This is a genomic window from Streptomyces sp. TE5632 (assembly GCF_054061295.1).
The window spans coordinates 3,493,290-3,507,625 of the sequence record NZ_JBSSEA010000003.1; the positions used below are offsets into that span (position 1 = coordinate 3,493,290).

The 14,336-nt window shown below is 73.0% G+C and carries 14 protein-coding genes; 7 read left to right on the forward strand and 7 right to left on the reverse strand.

Features of this window, described 5'->3' with window-relative positions:
• Positions 1-123 precede the first annotated feature (123 nt).
• Positions 124-1,086: a DeoR/GlpR family DNA-binding transcription regulator gene (locus ACVW19_RS21255; RefSeq protein WP_457460897.1), complete on the forward strand. Its 963-nt coding sequence runs from the start codon at positions 124-126 to the stop codon at positions 1,084-1,086.
• Between the two features lie 132 nt (positions 1,087-1,218).
• Here the strand turns inward: ACVW19_RS21255 and ACVW19_RS21260 are convergent, their stop codons facing one another.
• On the reverse strand, positions 1,219-2,991 hold the full coding sequence (locus ACVW19_RS21260) for an acetyl/propionyl/methylcrotonyl-CoA carboxylase subunit alpha (RefSeq protein WP_457460898.1): 1,773 nt from the start codon (positions 2,989-2,991) through the stop codon (positions 1,219-1,221).
• A 340-nt stretch (positions 2,992-3,331) separates the two neighbouring features.
• Here ACVW19_RS21260 and ACVW19_RS21265 point away from each other — a divergent pair, with 340 nt between their 5' ends.
• Positions 3,332-3,829 carry a hypothetical protein gene (locus tag ACVW19_RS21265; RefSeq protein WP_457460899.1) on the forward strand — a complete coding sequence of 166 codons (498 nt, stop codon included), beginning with the start codon at positions 3,332-3,334 and terminating at the stop codon, positions 3,827-3,829.
• Here ACVW19_RS21265 and ACVW19_RS21270 read toward each other — a convergent pair.
• The 4 genes from ACVW19_RS21270 to ACVW19_RS21285 form a co-directional block, all read right to left on the reverse strand.
• Positions 3,798-4,424 carry a Maf family protein gene (locus ACVW19_RS21270; protein ID WP_457460900.1) on the reverse strand — a complete coding sequence of 209 codons (627 nt, stop codon included), beginning with the start codon at positions 4,422-4,424 and terminating at the stop codon, positions 3,798-3,800. The two genes, ACVW19_RS21265 and ACVW19_RS21270, sit on opposite strands and share 32 nt — an antisense overlap.
• A 31-nt stretch (positions 4,425-4,455) precedes the next feature.
• A complete protein-coding gene (gene mmpB, locus ACVW19_RS21275) occupies positions 4,456-4,584 on the reverse strand; it encodes a morphogenic membrane protein MmpB (RefSeq protein WP_279334254.1) in 129 nt (42 codons plus the stop codon).
• Positions 4,585-4,676: 92 nt separating this feature from the next.
• The gene (locus tag ACVW19_RS21280; protein ID WP_363045439.1) at positions 4,677-4,886 is read right to left on the reverse strand and encodes an acyl-CoA carboxylase subunit epsilon; all 210 of its coding nucleotides are present in this window, start codon (positions 4,884-4,886) and stop codon (positions 4,677-4,679) included.
• 32 nt (positions 4,887-4,918) lie between these two features.
• Positions 4,919-6,517 (reverse strand): acyl-CoA carboxylase subunit beta, encoded by a 1,599-nt coding sequence (locus ACVW19_RS21285; RefSeq protein ID WP_457460901.1) that lies wholly within the window; start codon positions 6,515-6,517, stop codon positions 4,919-4,921.
• A 209-nt stretch (positions 6,518-6,726) separates the two neighbouring features.
• Between ACVW19_RS21285 and ACVW19_RS21290 the strand changes: the two genes are divergently transcribed.
• Entirely contained in the window at positions 6,727-7,632 is a 906-nt protein-coding gene (locus ACVW19_RS21290) for a biotin--[acetyl-CoA-carboxylase] ligase (RefSeq protein ID WP_457460902.1), read from the forward strand.
• Positions 7,633-7,832: 200 nt separating this feature from the next.
• On the forward strand, positions 7,833-9,023 hold the full coding sequence (locus ACVW19_RS21295; protein WP_457460903.1) for an adenylate/guanylate cyclase domain-containing protein: 1,191 nt from the start codon (positions 7,833-7,835) through the stop codon (positions 9,021-9,023).
• Positions 9,024-9,050: 27 nt separating this feature from the next.
• On the opposite strand, the gene ACVW19_RS21300 is transcribed toward ACVW19_RS21295, so the two are convergent.
• Positions 9,051-9,809 carry a hypothetical protein gene (locus ACVW19_RS21300; protein WP_457460904.1) on the reverse strand — a complete coding sequence of 253 codons (759 nt, stop codon included), beginning with the start codon at positions 9,807-9,809 and terminating at the stop codon, positions 9,051-9,053.
• A gap of 215 nt (positions 9,810-10,024) precedes the next feature.
• On the opposite strand from ACVW19_RS21300, the gene ACVW19_RS21305 reads away from it, so the two are divergent.
• The 3 genes from ACVW19_RS21305 to hutH all read left to right on the forward strand — a co-directional run bounded on the left by ACVW19_RS21305 (position 10,025) and on the right by hutH (position 13,819).
• Positions 10,025-10,825, forward strand: coding sequence for an enoyl-CoA hydratase/isomerase family protein (locus tag ACVW19_RS21305; RefSeq protein WP_361451425.1), 801 nt, complete (start codon positions 10,025-10,027; stop codon positions 10,823-10,825).
• A 152-nt stretch (positions 10,826-10,977) separates the two neighbouring features.
• Positions 10,978-12,126: a diguanylate cyclase domain-containing protein gene (locus ACVW19_RS21310; RefSeq protein ID WP_457460905.1), complete on the forward strand. Its 1,149-nt coding sequence runs from the start codon at positions 10,978-10,980 to the stop codon at positions 12,124-12,126.
• 67 nt (positions 12,127-12,193) lie between these two features.
• Positions 12,194-13,819: a histidine ammonia-lyase gene (gene hutH / locus ACVW19_RS21315; protein WP_457460906.1), complete on the forward strand. Its 1,626-nt coding sequence runs from the start codon at positions 12,194-12,196 to the stop codon at positions 13,817-13,819.
• A gap of 48 nt (positions 13,820-13,867) precedes the next feature.
• Here the strand turns inward: hutH and ACVW19_RS21320 are convergent, their stop codons facing one another.
• Positions 13,868-14,302 (reverse strand): LPXTG cell wall anchor domain-containing protein, encoded by a 435-nt coding sequence (locus ACVW19_RS21320; RefSeq protein ID WP_457460907.1) that lies wholly within the window; start codon positions 14,300-14,302, stop codon positions 13,868-13,870.
• Positions 14,303-14,336 lie beyond the last annotated feature (34 nt).

Consider the following 14,336-nt stretch of genomic DNA (forward strand, 5'->3'; position numbering starts at 1 on the left):
GGGTGTTCGGTGTGGGCGAGGCGACTAGGTCTTATACCACTCGGCGGTCGGGTGTGCGAACAACTTCTGCTATTCAGCGCAAAGTGCTGAAAGCAGACGGTCGCTGGCGTTACTGTCAGTTTCGTGTTCGCTGCAGAACGTCGCCAATTGATCCTCGAAATGGTGCGAGCGAACGGGGCCGTGTCGCTCCGTGAGCTCGCCCGCGTCGTCCAGACCTCCGAAGTGACCGTACGGCGGGACGTGCGCGCGCTGGAGGCAGAAGGACTCCTCGACCGCCGGCACGGCGGTGCGGTACTGCCGGGCGGGTTCACGCGGGAGTCCGGCTTCCCGCAGAAGTCACATCTCGCGACCGCCGAGAAGACCGCCATCGCCGACCTCGCCGCCGGCTTCGTGGAGGAGGGCGAGGCCATCGTGGTCGGTGCGGGCACCACCACGCAGGAGCTGGCCCGCCGGCTGGCCCGGGTGCCCGGTCTGACCGTCGTCACCAACTCCCTGCTCGTGGCCCAGGCGTTGGCGCACGCCAACCGGGTCGAGGTCGTGATGACCGGCGGTACGCTCCGCGGTTCGAACTACGCCCTCGTCGGCAGCGGAGCCGAGCAGTCCCTCCAGGGGCTGCGGGTGTCCAGGGCGTTCCTCTCCGGGAGCGGGCTGACCGCCGAGCGGGGGCTGTCCACGTCCAACATGCTGTCGGCCTCCGTCGACCGGGCGCTGGTGCAGGCCGCCGCGGAGGTGGTGGTCCTCGCCGACCACAGCAAGCTCGGCATGGACACCATGTTCCAGACCGTGCCCACGGACGTCATCACCCGCCTGGTGACGGACGAGCCGCCCGCGCACGACGACCGCGCCGGCACCGAGTTGCAGGCGCTCGCCGACCAGGGCGTTCAGATCGCCGTGGCCGGGGCGCCGGGAGGTGCCGCGGGCTCGGGGGGTGACACGGCCCCGGCACGTCAGCAGCAGCGCCGGGACATGCCGCTGCCGGGGCCGCGTCGGCAGGGTCCGGGGCTGCGTCCGGCGGTGGCCCTGGGAGCGGCCGAACCGGCGCAGAGCGCGGAGCGGGCACGCGTCGCGGACCTGCGCGGGCGGTGAGCGCACGGCCGCCCGTCCGTACGCGGTGGCCCGCGGGCGCGTCACCAGTCGGCACGCCGGCGCGGGGCGCCCGGCGGACCTGGCGGATCCGCCGGCCGCCCCAAGGCGTGCCGCGGGCCAATGTTGTACGGGTCAGTCCTTGATCTCGCAGATGACCGCGCCGGAGGTGATGGACGCGCCCACCTCCGCGGCCAGTGCCTTGACGGTGCCCGAGCGGTGGGCGTTCAGCGGCTGCTCCATCTTCATCGCCTCCAGCACCACCACCAGGTCGCCCTCGGCGACCTGCTGGCCCTCCTCCACCGCGACCTTGACGATGGTGCCCTGCATCGGCGAGGCCAGCGTGTCGCCGGAGGCCACCGGCCCGGACCGCTTCGCCGCCCGGCGCTTGGGCCGGGCGCCGGCCGCCAGCCCGGTGCGGGCCAGCGACATGCCCAGCGAGGCGGGCAGCGACACCTCCAGGCGCTTGCCGCCCACCTCCACCACCACCGTCTCCCGGTCCGCCTCGGCGTCCGCCTCGGCGTCCGCAGCGGCCGCGAACGGGGGGATCTGGTTGACGAACTCGGTCTCGATCCAGCGGGTGTGCACGGTGAACGGGCCGTCCTGGCCGTGCACCTCGGGGGCGAACGCCGGATCGGCGACCACCGCGCGGTGGAACGGCAGGGCGGTGGCCATGCCCTCCACCCGGAACTCGGCCAGCGCGCGGGCGGCGCGCTGCAGCGCCTCGGCGCGGGTGCGGCCGGTGACGATCAGCTTGGCCAGCAGCGAGTCCCAGGCCGGGCCGATCACGCTGCCGGACTCCACCCCGGCGTCCAGCCGCACCCCGGGGCCGGCGGGCGGGGCGAAGGCGGTGACGGTGCCGGGGGCGGGCAGGAAGTTGCGGCCGGGGTCCTCGCCGTTGATGCGGAACTCGAAGGAGTGCCCGCGCAGCACCGGGTCGTCGTAGCCCAGCGGTTCGCCGTCGGCGATGCGGAACATCTCGCGCACCAGGTCCAGGCCGGCCACCTCCTCGGTGACCGGGTGCTCGACCTGCAGCCGGGTGTTGACCTCCAGGAAGGAGATGGTGCCGTCGGAGCCGACCAAAAACTCCACGGTGCCGGCGCCGACGTAGCCGGCCTCCCTCAGGATGGCCTTGGAGGAGGCGTACAGCTGGGCGGTCTGCTCCTCGGACAGGAACGGGGCGGGGGCCTCCTCGACCAGTTTCTGGTGGCGGCGCTGCAGCGAGCAGTCCCGGGTGGAGACGACCACCACGTGGCCGTGCGCGTCGGCCAGGCACTGGGTCTCCACGTGCCGGGGCTTGTCCAGGTAGCGCTCGACGAAGCACTCGCCGCGGCCGAAGGCGGCGGTGGCCTCGCGCACCGCGGACTCGTACAGCTCGGGGATCTCCTCCAGGGTGCGGGCGACCTTCAGGCCGCGGCCGCCGCCGCCGAAGGCGGCCTTGATGGCGATCGGCAGGCCGTGCTGCCGGGCGAAGGCGAGCACCTCCCCGGCGCCGGTGACCGGGTCGGGGGTGCCGGCCACCAGCGGGGCGCCGGCGCGCTGGGCGATGTGCCGGGCGGCGACCTTGTCGCCCAGGTCGCGGATGGCCTGCGGGGGCGGGCCGATCCAGGTCAGCCCGGCGTCCAGGACCGCCTGGGCGAAGTCGGCGTTCTCCGAGAGGAAGCCGTAGCCGGGGTGGATGGCGTCCGCGCCGGACTCGTGGGCGGCCTTGAGGACCTTGTCGATGTCCAGGTAGCTGGTGGCCGGGGTGTCACCGCCCAGGGCGAACGCCTCGTCCGCGGCGCGGACGTGCGGGGCGTCCCGGTCCGGGTCGGCGTAGACGGCGACGCTGGCGATGCCGGCGTCCTGGCAGGCCCGGGCCACGCGGACAGCGATTTCGCCACGGTTGGCGATGAGCACCTTGCGCACGATTGAGGCTCCCTCCTTGAAACAAGCCGAGTTTAGGGACTGCGGACACGGCACTACGACCCGTCCCCATGGGTGAGCTTGCCCACACGGAGCGTGATCCGAGGCTCGCTCGACCCGCGAAATCCCATGTCGCACCTTGGTACGCAAGACTCCTTCGGGAAACCCTAGCCCGCTCATGTGGTCAAGGTCTCTGTGAGAGCGTGCTGCGGCCCACTACGTTTTTTTGTCGAGTCCCTACGAATGGCCCAATGGTTCTCTGCCCTTCGCGGGACCCTTGTCCCCGGCTTTACTTGTCAGTAACGTTCGCGCCGTCTCGAACGTACTCGGGGTAACCGCAGTCGTGCTCGAAAGTGGGTGGGGGCCGGTGGTCCGCAGACCGGTGGCGTGGATCGTGGCACTCGTGCTCTTCGTCGAGGCGCTCGGCATCGGAGCGGTGAACTGGTTCCTCGGGGTCGTCGTCGACCGGCAGCACATGTCGTTGGCCGGCCTCGACCCGCACATGATGTCGGTGTCCTCGAAGGCCGGCGGCATCGTCTTCGGGCTCTACTTCGCGCTGTGCGGCCTCGTCGCGCTGCTGGCCGCCCTGCGCGACCGCGCACCCGCCGGACCGGGCAGGGTACTGCTGATCAGCGCCGCCGTGGTGCACGCGTTGCTCGGCGCGTTCGGGTGGGGCCTGGTCGGCCCGCACGCCTTCCTGTACATGGTGGTGGTGCTGGGCCTCATCGTCCTGCTGCTGATGACGCACGACCGCCCGGACGCCCCCGTACCCGCCGACCCCGCGCCCGGCGGTGCCGGCGGGACCCCGGTCACGCCTCCGGCGGCGCCCACAGCTCCGTGATGCCGACGCCCAGCTCGGCCAGCAGGCGCCGCACCAGCGGCAGACTGATGCCGATGACGTTCCCGTGGTCGCCGTCGATGCCCTCGATGAACGGGGCCGAGCGGCCGTCCAGGGTGAACGCCCCCGCGACCCGGAGCGGTTCGCCGGACGCGACGTAGGCGGCGATCTCCTCGTCCGTGGGTTCGCCGAAACGGACCACGGTGGACGCGGTGGCGGAGGCGTACCGACTGCCCTCGGCGAGGGTGTCGTAGACGCAGTGGCCGGTCTGGAGGATGCCCGCACGGCCCCGCATCGCCTTCCAGCGGGCGGTGGCCTCCTCGGCGTCCCGGGGCTTGCCGAGGGCCCGGCCGTCCAGTTCGAGCACCGAGTCGCAGCCGATCACCAGTGCGCCCTTGACCTCGGGCTTCGCGGCGACGACGGAGGCCTTCGCCTCGGCGAGGGCGAGTGCCAGTTCGGCCGGGGTGGGTGCGGTGACGGCGTCCTCGTCGACACCGCTGACGAGCACCTCGGGGTCGAGTCCGGCCTGGCGGAGCAGCCCGAGCCGGGCGGGGGACTGGGAGGCGAGCACGAGCCGGCGGCGGGGCTGATCTGTCATGCGGTCAGCGTATCGGCGTGGGCCGGATGCCTCACCTCACACCGATCACGAGCATCGCGAGCACCATGGCCAGCGCCACGAGAACGCCCAGCCGCCGCAACATGTCCTGCGTGTCGCGCAGTTCCTTGGGCGGCTCGTTCTCGGGGTCGGACCACAGCATGCTCTCCATGCTCCGGCGACGACCCCCGGGGTGCCTGAGTACGCGTACTCAACTTCCCGGGCGGTCACCGCCGGTCGGCGCGTCGGACAGCCCTATCCGCCCGGCCAGTACGTCCGTGACCAGGCCGTCGGCCCCGGCTGGGGCAGGTGGCGGGCGGCGATGCGGGACGGGTCGGACCAGGAGTCGCGGGGGGCGTCCGCGCCGGACGGCGTGGCGGACGCCGCCGCGGCGCGGACGCGGACCACCGCCAGTGCGGCGGCGAGTTCCTCCGGGGTGGGGTTGCCCCGTACGACCTTGATCACAACGGCTCCTGAGGATTCCGGCGGGCGGGGGGTCAAAGGGGGATGTTGCCGTGCTTCTTGGGCGGCAGCACGGCCCGCTTGGTGCGCAGCTGGCGCAGCCCGCGCACGATGTGCCGGCGGGTCTCGGACGGCATGATCACCGCGTCCACGTAGCCGCGCTCGGCGGCGGTGTACGGATTGAGCAGCGCGGCCTCGTACTCCCGCACCAGCCGGGCCCGGGTCGCCTCGGCGGCCTCGGCGTCCTGGGCCCCGGCCAGGGTGCGCCGGTGCAGGATGCTGACCGCGCCCTGCGCGCCCATCACCGCGATCTGCGCGGTCGGCCAGGCCAGGTTCACATCGGCGCCCAGGTGCTTGGAGCCCATCACGTCGTAGGCGCCGCCGAACGCCTTGCGGGTGATCACCGTGATCAGCGGCACCGTGGCCTCCGCATAGGCGAAGATCAGCTTGGCGCCGCGGCGGATGATGCCCTCGTGCTCCTGGTCCACCCCGGGCAAAAAGCCGGGCACGTCCACGAAGGTGAGCACCGGGACGTTGAAGGCGTCGCAGGTGCGCACGAACCGGGCCGCCTTCTCGCTGGCGGCGATGTCCAGGCAGCCGGCGAACTGCAGCGGCTGGTTGGCCACCACGCCCACCGGCCGGCCCTCCACCCGGCCGAAGCCGGTGAGGATGTTCGGCGCGAACAGCGGCTGGGTCTCCAAAAACTCGCCGTCGTCCAGCACGTGCTCGAGCACCGTGTGCATGTCGTAGGGCTGGTTGGCCGAGTCCGGCACCAGCGCGTCCAGCTCCCGGTCCTGCGCGGTGGGCGTCAGGTCGGCCTGCTCCAAGAAGGCGGGCGGCTCGGCGAGGTTGTTGGACGGCAGGTAGGACAGCAGCTGCTTGACGTAGTCGAGGGCGTCCTTCTCGTCGCCGGCCAGGTGGTGGGCCACCCCGGAGGCGGTGTTGTGGGTGCGGGCCCCGCCCAGCTCCTCGAAGCCGACGTCCTCGCCGGTGACCGTCTTGATCACGTCCGGGCCGGTGATGAACATGTGGCTGGTCTGGTCCACCATCACGGTGAAGTCGGTGATCGCCGGGGAGTAGACCGCGCCGCCCGCGCACGGGCCCAGCACCAGGGAGATCTGCGGGATCACCCCGGAGGCGTGGGTGTTGCGGCGGAAGATCTCGCCGTAGGCGCCCAGCGCGGCCACCCCCTCCTGGATGCGGGCGCCGCCGGAGTCGTTGATGCCGATGACCGGGCAGCCGGTCTTCAGCGCGAAGTCCATCACCTTGACGATCTTCTGTCCGTAGACCTCGCCCAGCGCGCCGCCGAAGACGGTGAAGTCCTGGGAGAAGACCGCCACCGGGCGGCCGTCGACGGTGCCGTAGCCGGTGATGACGCCGTCGCCGTAGGGGCGGTTTTCCTCCAGGCCGAAGCCGGTGGAGCGGTGCCGGGCGAACTCGTCCAGCTCCACGAAGGAGTCCTCGTCCAGCAGCAGGGCGATCCGTTCCCGGGCGGTCAGCTTGCCCTTGGCGTGCTGTTTCTCCACGGCGCGTCGGGAGCCGGCGTGCGTGGCCTCGTGGATGCGCCGCTGCAGGTCCGCGAGCTTCCCCGCGGTCGTACGAATGTCAGGCTGCTGCTCTTCCGGCTCGGACATCGGGATGCGGCTCCCTGCCTGCTCATAAGGGGGACGGTTACTCATCCGTAGCGTAGTGCGGGCCCCTGGGGTCGGCAGTGCGGTCTATCCCACACGCCGTGCCTCTTCACATACCGGAGAACGCGATTCCGCGACAGCGGTCGCGTGCCGGCGGACGACGGGGCCGCCCGCGCTGCGGGAGGGAGGCCGCCGAACCTAGGGTTGCCCGCATGACTCAGTCACCTGATGACGAAGGCACGCCCGGCGGGCAGCGTCCGCCGGGGCCGGAGCGGTCGCAGCGCTGGTCCGACCTCGACCGCCCCCCGCTGAACGCCGCCGGTCTGCGCAGAGGGCTGGTGCGCGCCGGTGGGCTGTGGCGGCAGGTCGACGTGGTGCAGCGCACCGGCTCCACCAACTCCGACCTGGTGGCCCGTGCCGCAGAGGGGAAGGCGGAGGAGGGGACCGTACTCGTCGCCGAGGAGCAGACCGCCGCGCGGGGCCGCCTGGACCGGCACTGGACGGCCCCGGCCCGTTCCGGGCTCTCCTTCTCCGTACTGCTCCGGCCCACCGAGGTGCCCGTGGCCCGCTGGGGCTGGCTGCCGCTGCTCACCGGCGTCGCGGTGGCGACCGGACTGTCCCGGACGGCGGGCGTCGACACCGCCCTGAAGTGGCCCAACGACCTGCTCGTCACCGTCGGCGGTGAGGAGCGCAAGGCGGCCGGCATCCTCGCGGAGCGGGCCGGTGACGGGGTGGTGATCGGCGTCGGCATCAACGTCAGCCTGCGCGCCGACGAGCTGCCGGTGCCCACCGCCGGGTCGCTGGTGCTGGCGGGCGCGGTGAACACCGACCGGGACCCGCTGCTGCGCGGGGTGCTGCGGTCGCTGGAGGACTGGTACGGGCGCTGGCGGGCTGCGGGCGGCGATCCGGCGGTGAGCGGCCTGCAGGAGACGTACGCCGCGGGATGCGCGACGCTCGGGCGGACGGTGCGGGCCGAACTGCCGGGGGACAGGGTCCTGGTGGGCGAGGCGGTCGCGGTCGACGGGGACGGGCGGCTGGTGCTGGCGACGGAGGCCGGGGTGCAGGAACCGGTGGGAGCGGGGGACATCGTGCATGTGCGCCCCGTCGAGGGCGGGTGATCGGACCCGGGGCGGGCCCGGAGGGGGCGCGGTGGGCGCACGCGGGTGCGGATGCGGGTGCCCACGGTGGGTACTTCGATGCCGGATGCGCCGGTCGTGCCACCTGTCGGGCCGACCGAGCGGAGTGAGCTGGCGCACACCTGCCGTAGAGTTGAGGCCGGTCGATACATGGCCGTGGCAGATCGGAAGGGCAGCAACGCGTGACCGTCGACGACTCGGGCTCCGGTACGGAAGCGCAGGGCCGCGCGGAGCCTCCTTCACCCTCGAACCCTCCCGGTCGGGGGGACTCCCCTGAGCGGAGGAGCCGACGGGGGGACGACTTCCGTCCCGCCGACAACGGCGAGGACCCGCTCGCTCTGCGTCTCGAACAGCTCATCCTGGGCGCCGAGCGCCGTTACACCCCCTTCCAGGCGGCGCGCAGTGCCAGCGTCACGGTGGAGCTGGCCACGCGGTTCTGGCGGGCCATGGGGTTCGCCGACGTCGGGCAGGCCAGGGTGCTCACGGAGGCGGACGTACTGGCGCTGCGCCGGCTGGCCGGTCTGGTGGAGGCGGGCCTGCTGAGCGAGGCGATGGCCGTGCAGGTGGCGCGGTCCACGGGACAGACCACCGCGCGCCTGGCCGAGTGGCAGATCGACTCCTTCCTGGAGGGTCTGACCGAGCCGCCCGAGCTGGGCATGACGCGCACCGAGGTCACGTACCCCATCATCGAACTGCTCCTGCCCGAGCTGGAGGAGTTCCTCGTCTACGTCTGGCGGCGGCAGCTCGCCGCCTCGGCCGGGCGGGTGCTCCAGGCGGCCGACGACGAGGAGATGGTGGACCGGCGGCTCGCCGTCGCGTTCGCGGACCTCGTCGGGTTCACCCGGCTCACCCGGCGGATGGAGGAGGAGGAGCTCGGCGAGCTCGTCGAGGCGTTCGAGACGACCGCCGCCGACCTGGTGGCCGCGCGCGGCGGACGGCTCATCAAGACCCTCGGCGACGAGGTGCTCTACGCCGCCGACGACGCGGGGACGGCCGCGGAGATCGCCTTGCGGCTGATCGAGACCATGGCGAACGACGAGACGATGCCGGAGCTGCGGGTCGGGATGGCCTTCGGCACCGTCACCACCCGGATGGGCGATGTCTTCGGTACGACGGTGAACCTGGCCTCCCGGCTCACCTCGATAGCTCCTCGTGACGGCCTGCTCGTCGACACCGCGTTCGCCGAGGAGCTGATCCGCACCGGGGACGCCCCCGCCTCCGAGGCGGCCGCTGCCGAGGCGGCCGCTGCCGCGGAGAAGGAGGGCGAGGAACCGCCGACGTACCGCTTCGCGCTGCGGCCGATGTACCAGCGGCCGGTGCGTGGTCTGGGCGTGGTGGAGCCCTGGCTGCTCACCCGCCGGGACAGTCCCTGACGGCCGCCCCGCCCCGTCCGGTCTTGTTCAGCCGCTGAGAGCCAGGCCGCCGTCGACGCACAGGCCGATGATCGGTACGCAGAGGAGGGGGCCGTCGTCCGTTTCGCCCGGTCGGTCCGCCGGCGGGGGCGGTGGTGTCTGCCGGTCCGGCGGCGGCTTCGGTTTTGGCTTCGGCTGAGACGGTGTGCGGCCCGGAGGGCCCGGTGGGGGCCCGTCCGGTGCGGCGGCGGTGGGGGGCGGCGCTCCGGGAGCGTTCGGGGCGTGCGGAGTGCTTGAGGTGTTCGGGGCGTTCGGGGCGTTCGGGGCGGCCGGGGTCGGAGCGGTGAGGGCCGGTGTCGTGGCGGTCGGTGCGGCGGTTCTGCCCGGAGCGGACGGTGTGAGCGGCGCGCCGCTCTGGCCGCCCAGGACGGTGGGCGAGGAGGGACTCGCCTCCGGGGCGGGGGACGCCGGACCCGCGGTGGTGGAGTCGGCGGTGCTGTCAGAACCGTCGGCGCCGTCGGCGCCGTCGGGGTCGGGGCTTGCGGCACTCGCGGTGTCCGGGACCGGGCGGGGGCCGGCCTCGGCTCCGATGTCCCCGGGGCCGGGGTCGGACGCCATGCGTACGAGGCTCAGGGCGCCGACCGCCAGGGCCAGGCCACCGGCGGCCAGCAGCAGCTTCCGGGGGCGCGGTTTGCGGTGGCGGCCCCGGATGCGCGCGCTGAAGAGGGCGAATCCGGTGTGCGCCGGTGCCCGGTCGGCCGCGTCCGGTGCGGTGGGCTGTGGTCTGGTCGGCGTGTTCGTCGTCATGGCGATTCCTCCCCCTGCGTACGCGCCCCCAACGCGCCGCGGTGCAGCGCACGCTATGCGTTCCGGCCCGGGCCCGGGCCGAAGCAGACGGGATATCACTCGAACGGGTGGACGGGGGGTGATGAGGGAACTGGGCGTACGCCCTTTTGCCGGGTGGGCTCCGACTGCGATGATCGGGGACGACGGATGTTAACCCGCGTTAACCGGAGGGTGTCATGAGTGAGGAACGGTTCGGGGAGTTCGTGCTGGTGCGGCGGCATGAGCAGGGGCATGTCGCGGAGCTCGTCCTCGACCGGCCCAAGGCCATGAACGCGGTCTCGACCGAGATGGCCCGGTCCGTCGCCGGAGCCTGTGCGGAGCTGGGGAGGGATCCGGAGGTGCGGGTGGTGGTGCTGACCTCGTCGCACGAACGGGCCTTCTGCGTCGGGGCCGACCTGAAGGAGCGCAATTCCTTCAGTGACGCCGACCTGGTCCGTCAGCGGCCGGTGGCGCGCGGGGCCTACACCGGTGTGCTGGAGCTGCCGGTGCCGACCGTGGCGGCGGTGCACGGGTTCGCGCTGGGGGGCGGTTTCGAGCTGGCCCTGTCCTGCGACGTGATCGTGGCCGACCGCACGGCGGTGCTGGGGCTGCCCGAGGTGTCCGTCGGGGTGATTCCGGGCGGCGGTGGCACGCAGTTGCTGCCCAGGCGGGTGGGGGCGGCCCGGGCCGCCGAACTGATCTTCACGGCGCGTCGGGTGGAGGCCGCCGAGGCCCGCGAACTGGGCCTCGTCGACGAGCTGGTGGAGGCGGGGCGGGACCGGGAGGAGGCGCTGGCCATGGCTGCTCGGATCGCCGCGAACTCGCCGGTGGGCCTGCGGGCCGCCAAGCGGGCACTGCGTCTGGGGCAGGGGCTGGATCTGCCCGCCGGGCTCGAGGTGGAGGACGCCGCCTGGCGGTCGGTGGCGTTCTCGGGCGACCGCGCGGAGGGTGTCGCCGCCTTCAACGAGAAGCGCAAGCCGAACTGGCCGGGGCGGTGACGGGCGACAGGGCGGGGACGGGCCGACAGCGGGCGGGCGGTGGGCGGGCAGTGGTGGGCGGAGCCCCGCCCACCTGCGGAGACTTGCCTCGACGGCTCCCCATTCGCTCCGTAAATCTCCCGATTCGTACGGAACGTCCCTAGCCTGGAGGGATGGGTGAGGACAGCCGGCTGGCGGCCGTGGTGGCACTGGCGCAGGGCATGGCCGCCGTGCAGGGCTCGCAAGAGGTCTGGCGGGCCGCGGCCCTCGGGGCCTGCCGGGCGCTCGGCGGGAGTTTCGCCGCGCTGTCCGTGTGGGAGCGGGAGCGGGGGCGGCTGCGGGTCCTGGTGAACGTTGGCGAGCTGGCCGAGGGCGAGGAGGAGTTCCCGGAAAGCGAGGCCTATCCCGTGCACCGGTTCGCCGAGATCACCGAGTTCCTGCACGAGCGGTGGGCCGGTGGCGGCGAGCCCGACGCCTGGGTGGAGACCGCCGAGGGGCCGGCGGAGAGAAGCCCCGGCTGCCGCCATCAGCGGGTCGAGGCCCTGCGGCGGCGCGGGCGCGGCTGCTGTGTGGTCGCCCCGGTCGTGCTGCACGGGCGGGCGTGGGGGGAGCTGTATGTGGCCCGGCCGGTGGGGGTGCCCGTCTTCGGGCGCGGTGACGCCGACTTCGCGACGGTGCTGGCCGCCGTCGTCGCCGCCGGGCTCGCGCAGAGCGAGCGGCTGGAGGAGGCGCAGCGGCTGGCGTACACGGACGCGCTCACCGGGCTCGCCAACCGCCGGGCGGTGGATGCGCGCCTCGACGAGGCGATCGAGCGGCATCGTGGGGACGGGGCGGTCGTCAGCCTCGTCGTGTGCGATGTCAACGGGCTCAAGCGGGTCAACGACACGCAGGGGCACGCGGTCGGCGACCGGCTGCTGGAGCGGTTCGGGACCGTGCTGTCCCTGTGCGGGGCCATGCTGCCGGGAGCGCTGGCAGCGCGGCTCGGCGGGGACGAGTTCTGTCTGCTGGTGGTGGGGCCGCCCGCCGACGAGGTCGTCAAGGCGGCCGACGAAGTGTGCCGCCGTGCCGTGGAGTTGGGGATCGGGGACGGCGTGGCCTGTGGGGTGGCCTCCACCGGCGACCCCATCGGGCCGGTGTCCTCCGCCCGGCGGCTCTTCCGGCTGGCCGACGCGGCGCAGTACCGCGCCAAGGCCGAGCGGGCCCCCCGTCCCGTGGTCGCCGGGCGTGCGGGGCCGGGTGACCCGATCGTGCGGCTGGCGGACGAACCCGCACGGAGCGCGGACGGGGAGCGGCGCCGTTTCCGGGGCCGGCACTCGCCTTAGGGCAGGTAAGGGGTGAACGCGGGTTCCAGTAGTGACATCATCGAATTCACTGCGTACTCTCCTGAATATGGATATGCACACTGTGGTGAACGGGGAAGGCGTGAAGCGCGGTCTTGGAAGGGTGGTGGTGGGAGACGGGCGGGCGTCGGGAGTGACCGCGTCCGACGTGCTCGCCGTGGCGCGCGGCGGTGCCCGCGTCGAGCTCTCCGACGAGGCGCTGGCCGCCCTCGCCGCGTCCCGCGAGATCGTGGACGCCCTGGCCGCCAAGCCGGACCCCGTGTACGGGGTGAGCACCGGCTTCGGAGCCCTGGCGACCCGGCACATCGGCCCGGAGCTGCGCGGCCGGCTGCAGCGCAACATCGTCCGCTCGCACGCCGCCGGCATGGGCCCCCGCGTCGAGCGGGACGTCGTACGCGCCCTGATGTTCCTGCGGCTGAAGACCCTCTGCTCCGGGCACACCGGCGTACGCCCCGAGGTCGCGCAGACCATGGCCGACGTGCTGAACGCCGGGATCACCCCGGTCGTGCACGAGTACGGCTCCCTCGGCTGCTCCGGCGACCTGGCCCCGCTGTCCCACTGCGCCCTCGCGCTGATGGGCGAGGGGGAGGCCGAGGGGCCCGACGGGACCCTGCGCCCCGCCGGCGAACTGCTCGCCGCGCACGGGATCCGGCCTCTCGAACTGCGCGAGAAGGAAGGGCTCGCCCTCCTCAACGGCACCGACGGCATGCTCGGCATGCTCATCATGGCTCTCGCCGACCTCGACATCCTGTACCGGTCCGCCGACGTCACGGCCGCCCTGAGTCTGGAGGCACTGCTCGGCACCGACAAGGTGCTCGCCCCCGAACTGCACGCGCTTCGCCCGCACCCGGGCCAGGCCGCCAGCGCCGCCAACATGCTGGCCGTACTCGCCGGTTCGGGGCTGACCGGACATCACCAGGACGACGCCCCGCGGGTTCAGGACGCCTACTCCGTGCGCTGCGCCCCGCAGGTCGCGGGCGCCGGACGGGACACCATCGCCCACGCCCGGCTGGTCGCCGAGCGCGAACTCGCCTCCTCCGTCGACAATCCGGTGGTGCTGCCCGCGGACACCGGATCGGGGGCGTTCGGCACCGGTGGAGGGCGCGTCGAGTCCAACGGCAACTTCCACGGCGCCCCGGTGGCGTACGTGCTGGACTTCCTCGCCATCGCCGTCGCCGACCTCGGCTCCATCGCCGAGCGCCGCACCGACCGGCTGCTGGACAAGAACCGCAGCCACGGACTGCCGCCGTTCCTCGCCGACGACGCCGGTGTCGACTCGGGCTTGATGATCGCTCAGTACACGCAGGCCGCGCTGGTGAGCGAGCTGAAGCGGCTCGCCGTACCGGCGTCGGCGGACTCGATCCCGTCCTCCGCGATGCAGGAGGACCACGTCTCCATGGGCTGGTCGGCCGCGCGCAAGCTGCGGACGTCCGTCGACAATCTCACCCGGGTCATCGCGGTGGAACTGTACGCCGCCGCGCGTGCCGTCGAACTGCGCGAGGGGCTGAGCCCGGCGCCCGCGACCCGGGCCGTCATCGAGGCCGCGCGGAAGGCGGGCGTGGGCGGTCCCGGCCCGGACCGTCATCTCGCGCCCGACCTCGCCGCGGCGGAAGCGTTCGTGCGCGACGGCCGACTGCTGGCGGCGGTGGAAGGGGTCACCGGCCCGCTGCGGTGACGTTCACGCGGGGCGGGGCGCCGGAGGCGGGCCCACCTCAACTAATGGTCAAGGGAGTTGAAAGTCCAGGCGCTCCCGGCGTACCGAGTAGACGACGAAGCCCGCGCCGAGGGTGAGGCAGGCGGTGCCGCCGAGGACGTACGGCGTGCTGTTGAAGCTGCCGGTGTCGGCGAGTCTGACCTGCCCGCCGGCGGTGTCGACGCCCCCTGAAGACAGTGAAGACACTGAGGACACTGAGGACACTGCCGACGCTGACGGCGCGGACGACGCTGTCGACGCCGACAGGGCTGCCGAAGCCGACGATATGGACGAGGTGCTGGACACGACCCTCGCCTGCTCCGTGACCTGCGGAGACGGGCTTGCCGAGGGTGTCCCTCCCGCCGGGATGTCCGAGGTCGCGTTGGCGGACGGGACGAACCACAGGGCGCACAGCAGGGTGCCCGCGGCGGTGGCGGTCAGCAACGGACGGAGAGCGGATGACACGGAATATCGATCCCCTTGTGGCGCTGGCTAATTG